This window comes from Gynuella sunshinyii YC6258 (assembly GCF_000940805.1).
GTDB lineage: Bacteria > Pseudomonadota > Gammaproteobacteria > Pseudomonadales > Natronospirillaceae > Gynuella > Gynuella sunshinyii.
Genome location: NZ_CP007142.1, coordinates 2,619,050 through 2,636,247, shown reverse-complemented (window position 1 = coordinate 2,636,247; position 17,198 = coordinate 2,619,050). Strand labels below are relative to the sequence as shown.

Below are 17,198 nucleotides of genomic sequence, written 5' to 3'. Positions count from 1 at the left end.
GCAGTGTTATCAGATGTTAGAACGAGGCTGCCAGTCCCATATATATGCCCTTAGCGGTAACGTTAGACGCATATTTGGCAGTATCTGCACCAAACACCTCATCACCAACATCCATACTGAAGTCATGATAACCAAGCTCTACGCCAAGCCTGCCAATGAAACTTCCAGGTAAAGGAAGGTAGTATTTTGCATAGAGGTTATAATCAGATACTGATGACCCATCTCCCAGCGGCAGAAAATTATACTCCCCTCCCAGGGCCAGACTGATACTATCCAACTGCAGTTCTGCCGCTAGATGAGCCATAGGAAGAACAATGGAAACGTCACCAGACTCATCATTAGCCGTAAATTTTCCATCCACCCAACGGAAGTTGGCTCCCAAGTCAACGTCGACACTGGGAACCGGCAATTCGTAATTCAAAATAAAGTCAGTATAAGAAAGGTCAAATTTGGTATCGATTTTCTCATCTTTATTCAGCGTGACCCCTGCATACTCTGTAGTCACATTTACGGTACCACTGCCATTGGCGACCAATGACTGATACCGTACTTTAAAATCCGGCAGGAAGAAAATCGGATGATCCACTTCCGCATATAGATACAATCCTTTGTCAGCCTCCAGTCCCAGGTCTTTATCAAGATCGACCTCTTGATTGTTGGAAGCATTTATATGGCCGGATATTCCAGGGGCCCATGCACCAACTCCCAGATCAACATCTATCAATGGCGCTGCCGATACAGTAGACGTCAATATACCAACTACTGCAAACACAGGTATCGTTCTCATTCTTCTTCCTATTGCCGTAAACAGTTTGTCAATGCCACAAATAGCACAGACAACCTGACTAAAAGCTGACTCCAATTCTTCTGCCAACTTCTTCATAGGCTTCAATGACATTGCCAAGGTCCTGACGGAAACGATCTTTATCCATTTTTTCCATCGTACTGGCATCCCACAAACGACAACCATCGGGAGAAAACTCATCACCTAACAACACTCGACCTTCGTAAACTCCAAACTCCAGCTTGTAGTCCACCAGGATAAGGCCTCCATCCAAAAACAATTTGGAAAGGACCTCATTAACCTGATGGGTAATGGTTTTCATCTGCTCGATCTGCTTGGCCGTTGCCCAACCAAAGGTAATGATATGACTGTCATTGATCATCGGATCCCCGAGGGCATCACTTTTATAGAAAAATTCAAACACTGCCGGATTGAGTTCACGACCTTCCTCAATACCCAACTTGCGCACCAGACTTCCTGCAGCCCGGTTCCTGACCACACATTCAACAGGCAACATTGCCATTCTTTTGACCAGCGATTCGGTATCAGACAACAACTGCTCAAAATGGGTCTCGATACCGGCCTTGGACAGCTTATCCATGATGAATGCATTGAATTTATTATTCACCATCCCCTTACGATCAAGCTGCGCAACCTTCTTACCATCGAACGCGGAGGTATCGTTACGAAACTCGATAACGAGCTGCTGAGGATTCTCTGTTTCATAAACAGATTTGGCCTTACCTGAATACAGTAGTTTGCCTTTCTTCATAATTATTAGACCCATCTGGTAAAAGAATATTGTGCCAGTCCAACCCGTCTTCCTGATCGATAACTGGGAATGTCGATATATGAGTCATTACTCTTGCTAGAGAGTGAACAGCGAGTTCAGGTTCGTTATTTTGCTCACTGATATGAGTAATGACGACGTGTTGCAATCCATTGTGAGCAACACGGTTTAAAAAATCACCGGCTTGTTCATTGTTTAAATGGCCATATAGTCCACCTACACGCCGTTTTAACGACATAGGGTATGGGCCATTCCTCAGCATTTCCAGGTCATGATTGCATTCCAGCAACAGGGAATGGCAATTCTGGTAGCAGGAAATCATATGATCAGTCACATGACCACAATCAGTCAGAATCCCCAGACGCCGATGATAACGGTCTTGGAAAACAAACTGACAAGGCTCTCTGGCATCATGCGGAACTGCAACCGGTTCTACCATCAAATCCCCAATGTTAAACGATTGCATGAGATTGATCGGTGTATGACAAACTCCAGAAGCATTCCGAACAGACTGCCAAGTTCCAAATGAACTGAATACCGGAATATCATAGCGACGACAAAGCGCAGCAACTCCTTTGATATGGTCACCATGCTCATGAGTCACCAGAACCGCATCAATGTTCGCAGGCGAGAGACTCAGACGTGCCAGCCTCTGCTCCACGTCTTTTACAGAGAACCCACAATCCACCATCACTACGGTCTGATCAGTACGGACCAGTGTGGAGTTACCTTTGCTACCACTTCCCAGAGAAGCAAATTGCACCGGAAAGCTATCTCCGCAGTTCAGATTCTATAACAGTCAGGATTTTTTCTGCCGTTTCTTTAGAGGCCAGTTCATCCGAATCCGTTTGCACACTAACCTGTACGTCTTCGGTTGTACTGAACAGAGAAAGCCTGAATTGTCCTTTGATTTTTCGGCCGAAAAACCAGTGTTTTTTCTGACTGCCATCATCTGTATCGTAGTAGTTCAGAAAAATGATGCCTTGGGTACGGTTGATATCAGTCACACCATACGCACGTGAACCTGCAGCAACCACATCTTCCCAGACGCTGTCAAAATTATCTTTGATCGATAGTAGAGGATTTTCATTACCGTCACGTTTAAGCACAATCTCACGATTGTTACGATCAGTACTGATAGGCGGACGAATGTCTGCCGCTGCACGTTTAAGCTCAACCGGCCAACTATCCCCTTTTGGGATAATGTGCTGATCGTCAATATTCAATGCAACTCCATCAGGTAGGACAATCGTCTTATCCTGCTCAGCTTCATACATGCGTGGTTTATTGGAACATCCAACCAGCGTCGCTACCACCACCGACACTACTAATATTTGCCTAATCACTAAATTACACCAGCCTGAATGAGAGCCTGCCTAACAATATCCTGATGATTTTCAGCCAGCCGGGTCAACGGCAAACGGATCCCAGGGGGAATCAAGCCCATTTCCTCCATTGCCCATTTCACTGGAATTGGATTGGATTCTGTAAACAACTTTTTGTGCAACGGCATCATTTGCTCATTGAGTCTCTCAGCAAGCTCCCAATTGCCCTCTGCGCAGGCCTGACAAAAACTGGACATTGCCTTTGGCGTAACATTGGCAGTAACTGAAATCACCCCATGTCCCCCAGCTTTCATAAATTCAAGACTGCTTGCATCGTCTCCTGACAACACATCAAACCCACTGTCGACCAGATTTAAAATCGCTTTGGCACGATCGATATCACCTGTTGCTTCTTTGATTCCCACAATATTTTTGTGTGTTGACAACCGCCCGACAGTTTCTGCTTTTATATCACAGGCAGTTCGTCCTGGAACGTTGTACAGAATCTGCGGAATACTCACAGCGTCCGCCACCGCAGTATAATGTTGAAACAAACCTTCCTGACCAGGCTTATTGTAATAGGGGGTTACCAACAGACAACCATCAGCCCCTAGCTCTTTGGCAGAATGAGTCAGATGAATCGCTTCTTTCGTCGCGTTAGCACCGGTACCGGCAATCACAGCCACTCGACCGCGTACACGTTCAATGGTAAATTTAATGACTTCGGTATGCTCTGCCACATCCAAAGTGGCCGATTCACCAGTGGTACCAACAGCCACAATACCTGTCGTGCCGTTTTCAATATGAAATTCAATCAAGTTTTCCAGGCTGGTCCAGCAAACGCTTCCGTCTTCCAACATAGGCGTTACCAGCGCCACCATACTACCCCTGAACATTGATATTCTCCCGACTTTTTTGAGCCACGAATGGTACTTGCGGCATGCCTATGTCTCAAGTCAAATCTATTTCTTCCCCCAATATTTCACAGAATAATTGCGGTTATACACAAGTCGATCAAACAACATACTCACTTTATATGAAAACCTGAAACCGTATGACTTTTGTACGATACAGCCCCCTGATGGAACATTGTAAAGTGGTCCTTTTTAATGAGCAGGGAGCCTTGCGATGAGAACCGTCACCATCAATCAACAGGTACCGGATTTTATTGTACCTGCAACAAACAATAAGAACGTACGACTGTCGGCACTCAAAGGTTACAACGTTATTCTGTATTTCTACCCCAAAGACGCCACACCAGGCTGCACTATTGAGAGTCAGGATTTCGCTGCAAACTACAACAGTTTCCGGGCTACCAATACATTGGTATTTGGAGTCTCAAGAGATTCATTGGAGTCCCATGAACAGTTTAAAGCGGCCCAGATTCTGCCATTTGAATTAATTTCAGACGAAAATCAGGCTCTGAGCGCCTTATTTGGCGTTATCAAACCCAGAACATTGAAGGATCAGACGTTTATGGGAATGATTAGAAGCACATTTTTAATAGATTCAGATGGCATTCTCAGAAAGGAATGGCGGGACATCTCAGTCAAAGAGCATGTCCATGAAGTCCTGGCTTACTGCCAGAGATTATCTGAACCAGGACTAAAACGAACGAATATCAGCTGACAGCGGTGGAATCTTTATCTAAAGGATGTTTTGGCCAAGCGTTATAAATAGCCTTAAAAAATGTTGCCAGAGGGATGGCAAAAAACACTCCCCAAAAGCCCCAGATACCACCAAACAACAGAACAGCAATAATAATAGACGTAGGATGAAGGTTCACAGCTTCAGAAAAAAGCAGCGGCACCAACACATTTCCATCCAAGAACTGAATGATCATGTAAAACAACAACAAATATGCCAACTGAGCTTCAGGCCCCCATTGGAACAACCCAATCAAAGCGATTGGAATCGTGACAACAATTGCTCCTATGTATGGAATCAGCACTGAAAGCCCAACCAAAAGCGAAAGCAACGCCGAATACTTAATGCCCAGAATAGTAAAGACAACAAACGTCACTCCCCCAACAATAAAAATCTCGATGACCTTCCCTCTCACGTAATTGGCAATCTGCTGGTTCATTTCTATGCCGATTTTGTTCAAAAGATTACGCCTGCGAGGCAACAAATCGATGAACTGATCCCATAAATGAGCACGATCCTTCAGCATAAAAAACACCAGAATCGGCACAATCAACAAATAGATAGAAAGACTGAATATACTTGGCAGGGTAGACAATGACAGTTGAAATAATTGCCCCGTCCATCCAGCGACTTTCTCTCCCATTTGAGAACTGTTTACGTAGGACATCCACTGATCAACAATATCCGGCGAAACGATCTCTGGAAAAGATTCCGGTAAGCGTTCGATCAAACCAACAACACTGCGATAAATATTGGGAGCCTCAGACACGAGATTCGATACCTGCCTGAATACAAGAGGAAACAGCATAAACATCAGAAATAAAATGACACTGACCAGCAACAGAAACACGATAATCACAGCCAGCATATAGGGTACTTTCCACCTGACCAAGCGATCAACGAGCGGTGAAATGATATAAGCGATGATCACTGCTGCAATGATTGGGGCCAAGACCTGTCCTAACCAATAGATTACAACCAGGGTAAGAGCCAATATCATGGCCAGAACCACAGCTTCTTCATCAGAAAAATAACGATTAATCAGCTGGCGAAAAACATGCATCATGAATTGTCAATATCCTTCTTCTCAATAAGAAACTCATACTCATGAGTATCCTCATAAAATATGACTGAAATAAGATTATGAACACTTGATTTAATAAAGGCAGGAATATCTCTGTAAGATCCTGAATCTGTTGCAACAACCTTTAAAATTTCTCGATCTTTCATCGAGCTAAGCATCATTTTGGTTTTTAATAATGGCAGAGGACACCTCAGATTGCGGGCATCCAGGTCGTAATTGGCATTGTCTTTACTCATCACTGACCCACAGCAGAAAGTTGCTGAAAGATTATATCGATGGAAAAGGTAAAATGAGAGTTATGTTTAAAAAAATACTTATTTCTTTATGGATAATCCTGCTCTCACAGGCCGTGAGCTCAACAGCCACAGCTGAACTTCCAAACATGGGGAGCGCAACAGCAGGGATCACTCTGGAACAGGAGCGCAGCCTTGGAAATGCGTGGTTACGTAACCTTAGAGGAAAAGCAGACTTATGGGACAATGACTACGCCAGTGACTATCTTGCAGCACAACTGTCTCTGATCGCCCAATATACTGATACTCCGATTGGTCCATTATCAACAGTTATCATTGATTCTCCTTATCTGAACGCTTTTGCCGTTCCAGGCGGCATTATTGGTATCAATTCCGGGTTATTTTTAAATGCAAAAAACGAAGCTGAGTTCTCCTCAGTACTAGCCCATGAGATTGGTCATCTTTATCAGCGTCATTATTCAAGAACGCAAAACAACAATAAAAATACCAATAAAGTCCAGCTGGCAGCAATTATTGCGGCCATTGTACTGGCCCAACAAAATTCAGAGGCAGCACAGGCCACGCTGTTTGCCAGCATGGCAAACAGCGTAAACAACTCTCTGGCCTTCAGCCGGGAAATGGAAACAGAAGCGGATAGGATAGGGTTGGACTTACTTCAGAAAGCAGGCTATTCCAGCGAAGCTATGGCAGACCTGATGGAAACATTGATGAAAGATTCCAGTCTGTATAACCGTGGCGCTCTGGAATACCTGCAAACGCACCCCCTGTCAAAAAACCGCATAGCAGATGCAAAACATTATAGCCAAAACCACACAAACAATAGCAAAATTGATTCTGGTGAGTACGAGTTTATACGGTCTTTGAGCATGATTCATCATACTACAGAGGAAGAACGAGCCAATCTGATTACCCGGCTTTCGGAGACTACCGATACGAACTATTTTTATGCAACACTGACTGCATGTGCATTCTGGTACCTGGATCAGGGCAATTCCACCAAAGCAGCAGAACTTCTGACTAAACTAACGGAACACCATAGCGAGTTTTATTTCGTCCGCATACTACATATCAAACTACTGACCCGACAGGGCCGGTTAGACGAAGCAAGAGATGCAATCAACCAGCTCAGACAAGACTATCCAAATCGTCTGGCCCCCCAATTCCAGGCCGCAAATATCTATCTACAACAAAGTGACCGCACCGGTGCTCTGGAAATCCTTAAAGAAATAACCTTACTGCACCCGGATAATCCTAGAGGATGGGAGAAAAGACTATTAATTGAAAAACAGGTTGGAGACACTTGGGGCGAGCTCAGAGCGAACACAGAATATTTATGGCTCATTGGTCAAGAGCGAAAAGCCATGAGTTACCTTGAAGCTGCTCAAAAGGAACCTCAATGGACTGGACAGCAGAAGTCCCGAATTTCTGCCAGATTGCAACAAATGCAATACGATGTTCAACAGTACCAGTTCTGACACCTGTTCTCAGACATACAAACCGTCTGAGAACAAACACAAGTCCCGACTAGCCTTTACTGAAAGTCAGCATTCTGTTGAGAGGCACTAACGCTCGCTCAATCAAAGTCGGATCGACTTCAATGACTTGATCATTCTTTGTCAGAACGGATTTCAAACGCTCTAAAGTATTCATTGCCATCCAGGGACAATGTGCGCAACTCCTGCAGGTTGCCCCATTTCCAGCAGTCGGAGCTTCTATAAAAGACTTTTGCGGCGACGCCTTCTGCATCCGATAAAAAATTCCCCGGTCAGTTGCAACAATAAACTGTTGATTGGGAAGTTCCTGAGACGCTTTCAGTAATTGCGTAGTAGAACCTACAACATCCGCAAGCTCGATAATTGCTGTAGAACTTTCAGGATGAACTAAAACAGCTGCATCCGGAAACATAGCCTTCATTTGTTGCAAACCATGAGCTTTAAATTCCTCATGGACAACACAACTACCATTCCATAGCAGCATATCCGCTCCCGTTTTAGCCTGCACGTAGCGTCCCAGATGCTGATCCGGAGCCCAAAGAATTTTCTCTCCCATAGAACTGAGATGGTCTACCACATCAAGGGCAATACTCGATGTAACTACCCAGTCAGCCCTAGCCTTGACTGCTGCAGAGGTATTTGCGTACACCACGACTGTACGGTCAGGGTTCGCATCACAAAAGGCACTGAACTCATCGGCGGGGCAACCCAGGTCAAGTGAACATTCTGCCCCTAAAGTTGGCATTAAAATCGTTTTCTCGGGGCTCAGAATCTTGGCGGTTTCGCCCATAAAGCGAACACCGGCAACAACAATCGTACTTTCCGTAGCATCACGTCCATAACGAGCCATCTCCAGGGAATCACCGATAAACCCACCAGTTTCATCGGCCAACTCCTGCACCAGAGTATCGGTATAATAATGGGCAACCAAGACAGCATCCTTTTCTGCCAGTAAAGTTTTTATTTCTTCTTTTGATGCCAGAGTTTCACGGTCAGATAATTCTGTTCCTTGTTTAGTCACCGGAACATCAAAATTGATTTGCACATTATGCGTGGTTACCAAAGGTGTATTCACTAGCAAAGACTCCCAATTGCTTGTAAGCATAACAACTGACAATGAGATTCGTTTTTAACATTCTCACAACAAACATAAACTCTGTTAACAGCGATACCGGGTACTCGTTTCCGACCAAAACCAATCCACCACCCAAGTTTAACTACTCAAACTCATCGAAGGTTCAGCAGCAGAATCGTCTGATAACTCAGATTCATATCATAGCATGATGACGACGCAAGTTTGTTGCCAATAAAGAAAAGTACAGATAAGTTATTTTGAGGCATAAAAAAAGAGAGCAGTGCTCTCTTTTCTTTTTAATTTGGTGGGTCGTGGGCGACTCGAACGCCCGACCAATTGGTTAAAAGCCAACTGCTCTACCGACTGAGCTAACGACCCTCAGCGCCGGCGCATTCTACCTTCTTCAAATAAAAAGTCAATAAAATTAATGACTTAACTTCATCCGCCGTTGATGAAGAGTTGGTGGGTCGTGGGCGACTCGAACGCCCGACCAATTGGTTAAAAGCCAACTGCTCTACCGACTGAGCTAACGACCCGAAGGAGGCGCATATAATATGGATTTTTACTCAGCTCGCAAGCAAAAATCCTGAATTTTTTTATTTAAGTGTTTGAAAGCAAACAATTTTCGTCATATTAGCTGTATATAGTGGGGTCGGACAGTCCTGCATCTGCAAACCCCTGAGCCCGCAAACGACAACTGTCACATACTCCACAGGCCTTTCCTGCCGCGTCAGCCTGATAGCAAGAAACCGTTAGGGCATAATCCAAACCGAGTTTTGTACCCTGCGTAACAATTTCAGCCTTGGTCAAATCAATTAAAGGCGTATTTATCTTAAGCTTCTGCCCTTCAACCGACGCTTTCGTGGCGAGGTTAGCCATGACTTCAAAAGCATGAATAAACTCCGGCCGACAATCAGGATATCCCGAATAATCAACCGCATTCACACCAATAAAGATATTCTGGCTACCGATAACCTCAGCGTAGCCCATAGCAATTGATAAAAAGACCGTATTTCGGGCAGGAACATAGGTCACAGGAATATCAGAACTGGTTAGATCAGAATCCGTGGGAACAGAAAAAGAATCATCTGTTAACGCCGAACCACCTATCAAACGGAGATTCAGGGGAATAATCTTGTGCTCTATAACACCGGCACTCTCCGCTATGGCTTTGGCCGCGGACAACTCAGAGCTATGTTTTTGGCCATAATCAAAGCTTAGCGCATAACAATCAAAGCCCTGATCTTTAGCCATATAAAGTGTCGTGGCAGAATCCAAACCACCAGACAATAATATAACCGCTTTTTTCATGAATTTTGTCAATTAAGGTTTTTTAAGGAAACAGACGCTTTACCAGCAATCTGAGAACCAGGGTAATCGTTAATTACTTTTTCAAATAACTCCCTGGCCTTGGTCATGTCATTCAACTTGGCATAACAGGTAGCCAACTTATAGAGCGAATCAGGGTATTTCTGGTGATCAGGATATTGATCCACGACCGCCTGAAAAGCGCTTTTAGCTTTCTCAGTCTCTCTGAGCACCAAATATACTTCACCCATCCAATACCATGCATTCGGTGTATAGGAACTATCAGGAAAATCATTGGTATACTGAGTGAATGCAGCGACAGCCTCATCATACTTTTTCTGTCGAATCAGATCTTTAGCCTGATCATAGCGTTGCTGCTCTACATCACTATCGGCCACAGCGACTACACCGCTTGCCGTCGACTCAGCAGCACCAGAAGCACCTGAGCGAAGATCCGAAATACGCCGATCAAGATCTATGTAACGGTCTTTTGACTGTTGTTGAGATTGTTGTAGTTGATATGAAAGCTCTTCGACCATACCGCGCAGAGTCATTAACTCCTGCTGCATCTGCTGCATTTGATACAACATTTCTGACAAGGCCTGCTCGTTGACCGGAGCAGCTGCTCTGGAACCAGAAGTCGCTGAAGATTGGGATCGGTTAACTGCATCAGCCTGAGACTGAACGACAGGAGGCGCGGCAAATACAAGGCAACTGCTAAATGCAGTTGCCGATATTATAGTTTTAATAAACCATTTAAACATATGGAGATTTAGTTTTGATATTTAATCTCTACACGACGGTTCTGGGCATAAGCAGCTTCTGTTTTACCCAGATCAATTGGCTTTTCTTCACCAAAGCTCACGATAGTAATCTGATCGCTACTCACACCTTTAAGTTTCAAATACGCAGAAACAGCGTATGCGCGACGCTCACCTAAAGCAAGGTTGTATTCACGAGTGCCGCGCTCGTCAGCATGACCTTCCAGAATGACCTTTACTTCAGGATGAGCAGCCAGATAATCACCATGTTTATCCATCAGTGAACGGAAATCATTTTTTACAGCTGCTTTGTCGAAATCAAAGTAAATGACATAAGCATATGGACGCTGTACTTCATCAGCATACTCCATAGTATCGCCGCTATCCGCTTCAGTAACATTATTCTCAATAACGACTTCGGTAGAATCCATAGGCGTTTCAGACATAGTTGAGTCTGTAGTGGTTTCAGTCATTGCACCTGTACTTTCTTCAGTGCCGCCTTTATTGGCACAACCAGACAGAACGACTGCAAAAGTTAAAGCAGCAACTTGGAGCAGTTTAAATTTAGCCATTTTCCTTTCCCATTCGGTGTTGTTTTAAAAAAATTATTCACGCACTACCATATAACAACAGTAGTACTCCTTCCACTCCTACCGTCAACGGATGAAGGGAGACCACGCGGGTTCCCTGACATGACCATTAACTGCAGGCATGATACTTGCCAGCTGACCATCAACTGATGCCCAAGCTAACACGCCACGACCTTTATTTTGAGTAGCATACACGAGCATTGTGCCATTAGGCGCCATACTAGGCGATTCATCCAAATCCGTCTCTGTCAGAATTCGCAATTGCCTTGTGGCAAGATCCAATGCAGCTACATGAAACGGACCACCATCCTGATGTACCATCACCACATACTTACCATCAGAACTGTACTGTGCCCGCGCATTGTATATTCCTTCAAAGGTTAAGCGTTCTACAGCCCCAGTGTCCAGAGTTACTTGATAAATTTGTGGCCTACCTCCTCTCTCTGAAGTAAAGAGCAGTTTTTTTCCGTCTGGCGACCAACTCGGCTCAGTATCTATTGACCAATGCTTGGTTATACGAGTTATTTTTTTGCTCTCCAAATCCATTAAATAGATATCAGGATTGCCCGTCTGAGAATTCACAAATGCGATTGTTTTACCATCAGGCGAAAATGAAGCCCCACTATTAATACCAGGATATGCTGGCAGGGTTTCCACTTTGCGGGTAAACCGGTCAACAATTTTTATACGGGTTTTACCGTTAGGCTCAAAGTTAGTAAAAGCCAGTTTTTTTGCATCACTAGACCAACTCACAGAAATGATAGAGTCATTTGATTGATACAGTGTCTTGGCTCGATAACCATCTGCATCTGCAACCTCAAGACGATAAGTGGACTTTTCACTCTCCTTACTTAAAGTGACATAAGCTATCTTGGTAGAAAAGACCCCTCGAATACCCGTTATCTTCTCATAAGCAGAATCCGCAATTGCATGCGCCAAGTCGCGCAACTGCTCTTTACTTCCAGTGACCTTGGCGGACTGAATATTTTGCTCCCGGAAAACATCATACAAGCGATAAATCACTTCATAACTGTTTGCTCCCGGCAATTGAGAAATGCGGCCAATTATCAGGTAGTCCTGTTTAAGTAACTTCCAGTCACGAAAATACACATCATTATTGTCACATGGCTGAGACAGCATATTTTCCGGTGCCAGGGAACTGAACTGCCCCGTTCTAGAGAAATCTGAACCAACGATAGAAGCAATTTGTTCTGGCAAAACCTCTGTACCATTCCAACAAAAGGGCACAACCGCGATGGAAGTCGGCTTATCATAGCCTCTGGTAATGACAAACTTGAACTCGGCTAATGCCTGAGTAGCAAGTGCCAAAATCGAAACCGTAAAAAATACTCTCAACAACTTCACCGCATCAAATCCTCTGGCTTGAATCCAAACTGAATAACTCTGAAGTATTTTTCAAAAATTTTCGGATCATCCGGTACCTGAAATTTCCTGACCTTTCTTACTGCAACTTCTGCAGACCTATCCGTCGCTGCATCACCACTGGACTGAAGAATAAATACATCCTGAAGTTCACCATTTGGCAAAAGGTGTAGTTCCATCGCAACAATCATCCCATTTCGGGCACTGGCTGGCCGCGACCAGTTAGCAGCAATCTGAGCCTTTATTAACTCATAATACGTAGCCGCAGCAGCTTCGTCCTGTACCTGCTGTTCGATCTGAGTATCCTCTTCATCCAGCCCCTCAAGCAGAGACTCTTCCCTCTTAGCGGCATCAATTTGCTCTTTCTTCTGTCTCTCCGCTTCCTGCTGTCTTAGCTCCTCTGCTTTAAGTGCTTCCTCAGCCTGCTTTTTCTCTTCAGCCTCTTTTGCCGCACGTTCCTTGGCCTGTTTGTCTGCCGCTGCTTTTTCCTTAGCTTGCTTGTCTGCTGCTTTTTTTGCTTCTTCCTGCTTTTTCTTTTCTGCCTCCAGACGCTTTTTCTCAGCGTCTTTTTTGGCCGCATCATTTGCTTTAGCAGAAGTTTTTAACCTGTCCTTTTGATTGCTTTTAACTGCCTTGGGCTTGTCCAATACAACCAACTTCGCCTGAATATGCTCAGGAATTTTAAACATCTCGGGGTCTTTGGGCTTAACACCAAAACTCCATACCAGCCCAGCACCCGCCACTATGTGAATGATTACCGCCAGCAGTAAGGCTATGGCATATCTCTTCATCATCAAGGCGCTTCGGTTACCAACCCTACTGACGTTGCACCGGCTTTCTGCAGGATAGTCATGAGCTCCACCACCGTTCCATAGGGCACGCGCTTATCCCCTCTCACCAACACTGTCGTCTGTGGAGATTGCTTGAGAACTTTACCAACATATGACCCAACAGCTGATACTTTGACGGGTTCGGGTTTGTCCTGCCCTCTTTCTATAAAATATTGGCCATCAAAGTCTACGCTGACAATTAAATGTTCATTATCGTTTTGGTTCTTGACTGGATCTGCCGGGGTTTTTGGTAATTCGACCTCCACTCCCTGAGTCAACATTGGCGCAGTAATCATGAAAATCACCAGCAACACCAGCATGACATCAATGTAAGGTACAACATTGATCTCTGAAACCGGCTTTCTTTTTCTACGAATAGAAGTCTGCATATTTATGCATCACTCCACTGCCGTCGTCGGTTTTTTGACTGTTTGGGACCGTACGATATGAAGCTGCCTGTGTAATATGGCAGAAAACTCTTCGGAAAAAGTTTCATAATTGGAAATTAGAGTATCTGCCTTACTTGAAAAGCGGTTATATGCCACGACTGCCGGAATTGCCGCAAACAAACCAATTGCTGTTGCAACCAAAGCCTCAGAAATTCCGGGAGCGACTGTTGACAGCGTAGCTTGACTCGCATTCGCCAATCCCCGAAAAGAATTCATAATCCCCCAAACGGTTCCAAACAAACCGATATAAGGACTTGTTGATCCCACTGTCGCCAAAAAAGAAAGATTGTGATCGAGCTTTTCAATTTCCTTGCTGGTAGCTACTCGCATTGCTCGTTGAGTCCCTGCCATAACGGCATCTGTATCAGCACTGGGCTGCTGACGCAAGCGAGTAAACTCTTTAAAACCTGCCCGGAAAATTGATTCGGCACCGCTATCAGGAGAAGGGGTTGCGTTGACTTGCCGAAACAACTGATTCAGATCCATACCGGACCAGAATTTACTCTCAAATGCATTCAGACCCTTGGTTGCTTTTCGAAGTACTTGGGTACGTTCAAAAATCATCACCCACGAGGTCAGGGAAGCCAGAACCAGCAGAACCATTACAAGCTTTACAATCAGACTGGCATTGCTAACCAGACTCCAAAATGACAGGTGCTCGGTCACTGACTACGCTCCTAAAAATACAATCTTTACAATCGTTAGCTAGGCTAAAGTTTTTTCACTCACTTGGCTACCCACCGAACTGTATTTTCATATTGATTACAGTGAGTTAGCAGTGCTTTTTTCAGAAATTCGGTTAAATATCTTTACAGGAATAGCCTGGGGCTTCAGTGTACGTGAAGAAACTGAACACACCCTGACCGCGGCACTACAGGCAAGTCTCATATCTTGTTTGTGATAAATATATTGCGCAAATGTGACACTACTTCGTTTTAATTCCTGAATATCAAGAGCAATAACTATTTCTTCATCCATCTGCAGCGGAGATTTGTACCTGATATCAAGACTGTGCACGACGAAAATAAAACCATCTTCAACAGAGGTTTTTTGATGCTCATATCCACATAGACGCACAAAGTCGGTTCTGGCACGCTCCATGAAATTCAGATAGTTACTATGATAAACCACCCCGCCAGCGTCCGTATGTTCAATATAGACGCGCTGTGCAATTGAAAATAAATGCTTCATTTCTTTTCCGGAACCGGTAACTCAAAGTGTAAATAAGCCAAATCCGTCACCATCCTTCCTCTAGGGGTACGCAGAATGTAGCCTTGTTGAATCAAATATGGTTCAAGCACGTCTTCAATCGTATCCCGCTCCTCACTAATTGCGGCAGACAAGGAATCAACCCCTACAGGACCACCACCAAACTTTTCAATCATGGCCAACAACATACGACGATCCATATGATCAAAACCGTGGGAATCCACATTTAACATATTCAATGCCATATCCGCTATATCCGCCCGAATTCTGCCATCAGACTTAACTTCCGCAAAATCTCGCACTCGACGCAGCAGGCGATTGGCAATACGAGGTGTTCCACGAGAACGTCTCGCAATCACTTCAGCTCCTTCCGGATCAATCTCAACGGCCATGAGCCTGGCGCTACGTTGTACAATCCGGGTCAGGTCTGAAACATTATAAAATTCGAGTCGCTGGGCAATACCAAAACGATCCCTTAATGGAGAAGTCAGCATTCCGGCGCGGGTGGTAGCGCCAACCAATGTAAATGGGGGCAAATCCAGTTTAATAGAACGAGCTGCGGGACCTTCACCTATCATAATATCAAGCTGATAATCCTCCATCGCTGGATACAGAACCTCTTCCACATGAGGACTCAGCCGGTGAATTTCGTCAATAAATAAAACATCCCCAGCTTCCAGGTTAGTAAGCATGGCCGCAAGATCACCGGCCTTTTCTAGTACTGGTCCAGAGGTTGTTTTTATAGAAACCCCCATTTCGTGAGCAATAATATTTGCCAGAGTGGTTTTCCCAAGCCCAGGCGGACCAAATACCAGAACATGATCGAGAGGTTCTTTACGCTTGCGGGCCGCTTCGATGAAGATCTCCATTTGTTCGCGAACAACAGGCTGGCCAACATAGTCTGTCAGACTACTTGGTCTTATAGCTCGATCCTGAACATCTTCAACATTGTTTTTAGGTTCAGGAGCTACAAAGCGATCAGTTTCAATCATTGTGCTAGACCATCAACTTGAGAGCCTGACGGATAATTTCGTCGGAAGACATGCCAGGCTTATAGATTTGCTTTACTGCCTTACTCGCCTGGGGAGGTTTATACCCTAAAGCAATCATGGCGCTTTCTGCATCAAACAGACTGTTATCCATTGACGCAATCGAAGCCTCTGCCCCCAATTGCTGGCCACTGTACTCTTTTAAACGGTCGCGTAACTCAATAACCAACCTTTCCGCCGTTTTTTTGCCAATTCCCGGAATTTTTACCAGAGCCGATACATCTCCATCCATTACCGCCGAAACCAATGAATCAAAGTCAATACCAGACAGAATAGCTAAAGCCATCTTAGGGCCGACACCATTGGTCTTGATCAGCTTTCGAAATAACTCCCGTTCCTTCTGAGTTGCAAAACCATATAACTGATGTGCATCTTCGCGAATCGCCAGGTGCGTATATAGAATAGCCTCCTGATCCACAGAAGATATCTGATAAAACGTACTCATGGGAGCCTGTAGTTCATACCCCACCCCCTGAACATCAATCAATATATCAGGAGGCTGACGTAAAATAATACGGCCTTTCAATCGACCTATCATAATCAAATCCGGAATAAATACTGGTTAAATAACCATACCACTAAGCCTTACCGAAAAACGAGTTCTATTTATTATTTGGTATCCCCCATCAATCGTCCGCGACGACTGTGGCGAACTCCACTCATACGAATAAGGCTCTCGCGGGTATGCGAATGACAAACAGCAATAGCCAATGCATCTGCTGCATCTTCCTGTGGCAGCCCCGGCAACTTAAGTATCGCCATCATCATATGCTGCATCTGCGCTTTATCTGCAGAACCATTACCAACAACGGCCTGTTTCACTTTTTTGGCCGCATACTCATATACCGGCAAACCATTCTGCATCGCGGCAACAATCGCGGTACCTCTGGCCTGCCCTAACTTCAATGCAGAATCGGCATTTCTTCCTAAAAAAACCTGCTCAATTGCAAATTCCTCTGGATGATACTGCTCAATGATTTGACAGACAGCCTGATAAATACGGTGCAGTTTTTCTGGTAAGGACGGTTCACGCTCCACCCGTATGCAGCCACTGGTGACATATTCCAAGCGAGAACCAACCGCATTAACAATTCCAAAACCAGTTCTTCGGGAACCGGGATCTATTCCGAGAATAAGCGCCATTATGATTAATCAGCCCGGTTTTCG

The 17,198-nt window shown here is 44.7% G+C and carries 21 protein-coding genes and 2 tRNA genes; 2 read left to right on the top strand and 21 right to left on the bottom strand.

Annotated elements, in window-relative coordinates:
• Nucleotides 1-16: 16 nt before the first annotated feature.
• The 5 genes from YC6258_RS11585 to dapA are packed head-to-tail and all read right to left on the bottom strand — an operon-like array spanning nt 17 to nt 3,795.
• Complete coding sequence (locus tag YC6258_RS11585) at nt 17-787, bottom strand: TIGR04219 family outer membrane beta-barrel protein (RefSeq protein WP_044617134.1); 771 nt, start codon at nt 785-787, stop codon at nt 17-19.
• 58 nt (nt 788-845) lie between these two features.
• Nucleotides 846-1,556 (bottom strand): phosphoribosylaminoimidazolesuccinocarboxamide synthase, encoded by a 711-nt coding sequence (gene purC / locus YC6258_RS11580; protein ID WP_044617133.1) that lies wholly within the window; start codon nt 1,554-1,556, stop codon nt 846-848.
• On the bottom strand, nt 1,525-2,337 hold the full coding sequence (locus YC6258_RS11575) for an MBL fold metallo-hydrolase (protein ID WP_044617132.1): 813 nt from the start codon (nt 2,335-2,337) through the stop codon (nt 1,525-1,527). The genes purC and YC6258_RS11575 overlap by 32 nt, the downstream gene beginning before the upstream one ends.
• A gap of 7 nt (nt 2,338-2,344) precedes the next feature.
• Nucleotides 2,345-2,920 (bottom strand): outer membrane protein assembly factor BamC, encoded by a 576-nt coding sequence (gene bamC / locus YC6258_RS11570; protein WP_144407617.1) that lies wholly within the window; start codon nt 2,918-2,920, stop codon nt 2,345-2,347.
• Nucleotides 2,920-3,795: a 4-hydroxy-tetrahydrodipicolinate synthase gene (dapA, locus tag YC6258_RS11565; protein WP_044617130.1), complete on the bottom strand. Its 876-nt coding sequence runs from the start codon at nt 3,793-3,795 to the stop codon at nt 2,920-2,922. Before dapA ends, bamC begins: the two co-directional genes overlap by 1 nt.
• Nucleotides 3,796-4,027: 232 nt before the next feature.
• Here dapA and YC6258_RS11560 point away from each other — a divergent pair, with 232 nt between their 5' ends.
• Complete coding sequence (locus tag YC6258_RS11560) at nt 4,028-4,528, top strand: peroxiredoxin (protein WP_044617129.1); 501 nt, start codon at nt 4,028-4,030, stop codon at nt 4,526-4,528.
• Here YC6258_RS11560 and YC6258_RS11555 read toward each other — a convergent pair.
• Together YC6258_RS11555 and YC6258_RS11550 are read right to left on the bottom strand one after the other, a co-directional pair.
• Nucleotides 4,521-5,546 (bottom strand): AI-2E family transporter, encoded by a 1,026-nt coding sequence (locus tag YC6258_RS11555; RefSeq protein ID WP_342670658.1) that lies wholly within the window; start codon nt 5,544-5,546, stop codon nt 4,521-4,523. The genes YC6258_RS11560 and YC6258_RS11555 overlap by 8 nt on opposite strands.
• Before the next feature lie 62 nt (nt 5,547-5,608).
• The gene (locus YC6258_RS11550) at nt 5,609-5,866 is read right to left on the bottom strand and encodes a sulfurtransferase TusA family protein (RefSeq protein ID WP_044617127.1); all 258 of its coding nucleotides are present in this window, start codon (nt 5,864-5,866) and stop codon (nt 5,609-5,611) included.
• A 20-nt stretch (nt 5,867-5,886) separates the two neighbouring features.
• On the opposite strand from YC6258_RS11550, the gene YC6258_RS11545 reads away from it, so the two are divergent.
• Nucleotides 5,887-7,359, top strand: a complete 1,473-nt coding sequence (locus tag YC6258_RS11545) for a M48 family metalloprotease (RefSeq protein ID WP_044617126.1) — start codon at nt 5,887-5,889, stop codon at nt 7,357-7,359.
• A 49-nt stretch (nt 7,360-7,408) separates the two neighbouring features.
• Here the strand turns inward: YC6258_RS11545 and nadA are convergent, their stop codons facing one another.
• From nadA to ruvC, 14 genes are all read right to left on the bottom strand, one after another.
• Nucleotides 7,409-8,482, bottom strand: coding sequence for a quinolinate synthase NadA (gene nadA / locus YC6258_RS11540; protein ID WP_052830226.1), 1,074 nt, complete (start codon nt 8,480-8,482; stop codon nt 7,409-7,411).
• A 272-nt stretch (nt 8,483-8,754) separates the two neighbouring features.
• A tRNA-Lys gene (locus YC6258_RS11535) sits at nt 8,755-8,830 on the bottom strand.
• Between the two features lie 82 nt (nt 8,831-8,912).
• Nucleotides 8,913-8,988: transfer RNA gene (locus tag YC6258_RS11530), tRNA-Lys, on the bottom strand.
• A 97-nt stretch (nt 8,989-9,085) separates the two neighbouring features.
• The gene (queC, locus tag YC6258_RS11525) at nt 9,086-9,763 is read right to left on the bottom strand and encodes a 7-cyano-7-deazaguanine synthase QueC (RefSeq protein WP_044617125.1); all 678 of its coding nucleotides are present in this window, start codon (nt 9,761-9,763) and stop codon (nt 9,086-9,088) included.
• Between the two features lie 8 nt (nt 9,764-9,771).
• Nucleotides 9,772-10,524: a tol-pal system protein YbgF gene (gene ybgF, locus YC6258_RS11520; protein ID WP_052830225.1), complete on the bottom strand. Its 753-nt coding sequence runs from the start codon at nt 10,522-10,524 to the stop codon at nt 9,772-9,774.
• An 8-nt stretch (nt 10,525-10,532) separates the two neighbouring features.
• Nucleotides 10,533-11,093: a peptidoglycan-associated lipoprotein Pal gene (gene pal / locus YC6258_RS11515; protein WP_044617124.1), complete on the bottom strand. Its 561-nt coding sequence runs from the start codon at nt 11,091-11,093 to the stop codon at nt 10,533-10,535.
• Nucleotides 11,094-11,177: 84 nt separating this feature from the next.
• Nucleotides 11,178-12,476, bottom strand: a complete 1,299-nt coding sequence (tolB, locus tag YC6258_RS11510) for a Tol-Pal system beta propeller repeat protein TolB (protein WP_052830224.1) — start codon at nt 12,474-12,476, stop codon at nt 11,178-11,180.
• Nucleotides 12,473-13,288: a cell envelope integrity protein TolA gene (tolA, locus tag YC6258_RS11505; RefSeq protein WP_044617123.1), complete on the bottom strand. Its 816-nt coding sequence runs from the start codon at nt 13,286-13,288 to the stop codon at nt 12,473-12,475. The genes tolB and tolA overlap by 4 nt, the downstream gene beginning before the upstream one ends.
• Nucleotides 13,288-13,713: a protein TolR gene (tolR, locus tag YC6258_RS11500; RefSeq protein WP_044617122.1), complete on the bottom strand. Its 426-nt coding sequence runs from the start codon at nt 13,711-13,713 to the stop codon at nt 13,288-13,290. Before tolR ends, tolA begins: the two co-directional genes overlap by 1 nt.
• 9 nt (nt 13,714-13,722) lie before the next feature.
• Nucleotides 13,723-14,439, bottom strand: a complete 717-nt coding sequence (gene tolQ, locus YC6258_RS11495) for a protein TolQ (protein ID WP_044617121.1) — start codon at nt 14,437-14,439, stop codon at nt 13,723-13,725.
• A 96-nt stretch (nt 14,440-14,535) separates the two neighbouring features.
• A complete protein-coding gene (locus YC6258_RS11490) occupies nt 14,536-14,964 on the bottom strand; it encodes a YbgC/FadM family acyl-CoA thioesterase (RefSeq protein WP_044617120.1) in 429 nt (142 codons plus the stop codon).
• Entirely contained in the window at nt 14,961-15,974 is a 1,014-nt protein-coding gene (ruvB, locus tag YC6258_RS11485; RefSeq protein ID WP_044617119.1) for a Holliday junction branch migration DNA helicase RuvB, read from the bottom strand. The genes YC6258_RS11490 and ruvB overlap by 4 nt, the downstream gene beginning before the upstream one ends.
• Before the next feature lie 4 nt (nt 15,975-15,978).
• Nucleotides 15,979-16,569 (bottom strand): Holliday junction branch migration protein RuvA, encoded by a 591-nt coding sequence (ruvA, locus tag YC6258_RS11480; protein ID WP_044617118.1) that lies wholly within the window; start codon nt 16,567-16,569, stop codon nt 15,979-15,981.
• Nucleotides 16,570-16,640: 71 nt separating this feature from the next.
• Entirely contained in the window at nt 16,641-17,174 is a 534-nt protein-coding gene (gene ruvC / locus YC6258_RS11475; RefSeq protein ID WP_044617117.1) for a crossover junction endodeoxyribonuclease RuvC, read from the bottom strand.
• Nucleotides 17,175-17,198 lie beyond the last annotated feature (24 nt).

What these genes read in the sequence shown, in the direction of transcription:
- YC6258_RS11585 (WP_044617134.1), bottom strand. Translation starts at nt 787, where the DNA reads ATGAGAACGATACCTGTGTTTGCAGTAGTTGGTATATTGACGTCTACT.
- purC (WP_044617133.1), bottom strand. Translation starts at nt 1,556, where the DNA reads ATGAAGAAAGGCAAACTACTGTATTCAGGTAAGGCCAAATCTGTTTAT.
- dapA (WP_044617130.1), bottom strand. Translation starts at nt 3,795, where the DNA reads ATGTTCAGGGGTAGTATGGTGGCGCTGGTAACGCCTATGTTGGAAGAC.
- YC6258_RS11560 (WP_044617129.1), top strand. Translation starts at nt 4,028, where the DNA reads ATGAGAACCGTCACCATCAATCAACAGGTACCGGATTTTATTGTACCT.
- YC6258_RS11555 (WP_342670658.1), bottom strand. Translation starts at nt 5,546, where the DNA reads ATGATATTGGCTCTTACCCTGGTTGTAATCTATTGGTTAGGACAGGTC.
- YC6258_RS11550 (WP_044617127.1), bottom strand. Translation starts at nt 5,866, where the DNA reads ATGAGTAAAGACAATGCCAATTACGACCTGGATGCCCGCAATCTGAGG.
- nadA (WP_052830226.1), bottom strand. Translation starts at nt 8,482, where the DNA reads ATGCTTACAAGCAATTGGGAGTCTTTGCTAGTGAATACACCTTTGGTA.
- queC (WP_044617125.1), bottom strand. Translation starts at nt 9,763, where the DNA reads ATGAAAAAAGCGGTTATATTATTGTCTGGTGGTTTGGATTCTGCCACG.
- ybgF (WP_052830225.1), bottom strand. Translation starts at nt 10,524, where the DNA reads ATGTTTAAATGGTTTATTAAAACTATAATATCGGCAACTGCATTTAGC.
- pal (WP_044617124.1), bottom strand. Translation starts at nt 11,093, where the DNA reads ATGGCTAAATTTAAACTGCTCCAAGTTGCTGCTTTAACTTTTGCAGTC.
- tolA (WP_044617123.1), bottom strand. Translation starts at nt 13,288, where the DNA reads ATGATGAAGAGATATGCCATAGCCTTACTGCTGGCGGTAATCATTCAC.
- tolR (WP_044617122.1), bottom strand. Translation starts at nt 13,713, where the DNA reads ATGCAGACTTCTATTCGTAGAAAAAGAAAGCCGGTTTCAGAGATCAAT.
- YC6258_RS11490 (WP_044617120.1), bottom strand. Translation starts at nt 14,964, where the DNA reads ATGAAGCATTTATTTTCAATTGCACAGCGCGTCTATATTGAACATACG.
- ruvB (WP_044617119.1), bottom strand. Translation starts at nt 15,974, where the DNA reads ATGATTGAAACTGATCGCTTTGTAGCTCCTGAACCTAAAAACAATGTT.
- ruvA (WP_044617118.1), bottom strand. Translation starts at nt 16,569, where the DNA reads ATGATAGGTCGATTGAAAGGCCGTATTATTTTACGTCAGCCTCCTGAT.
- ruvC (WP_044617117.1), bottom strand. Translation starts at nt 17,174, where the DNA reads ATGGCGCTTATTCTCGGAATAGATCCCGGTTCCCGAAGAACTGGTTTT.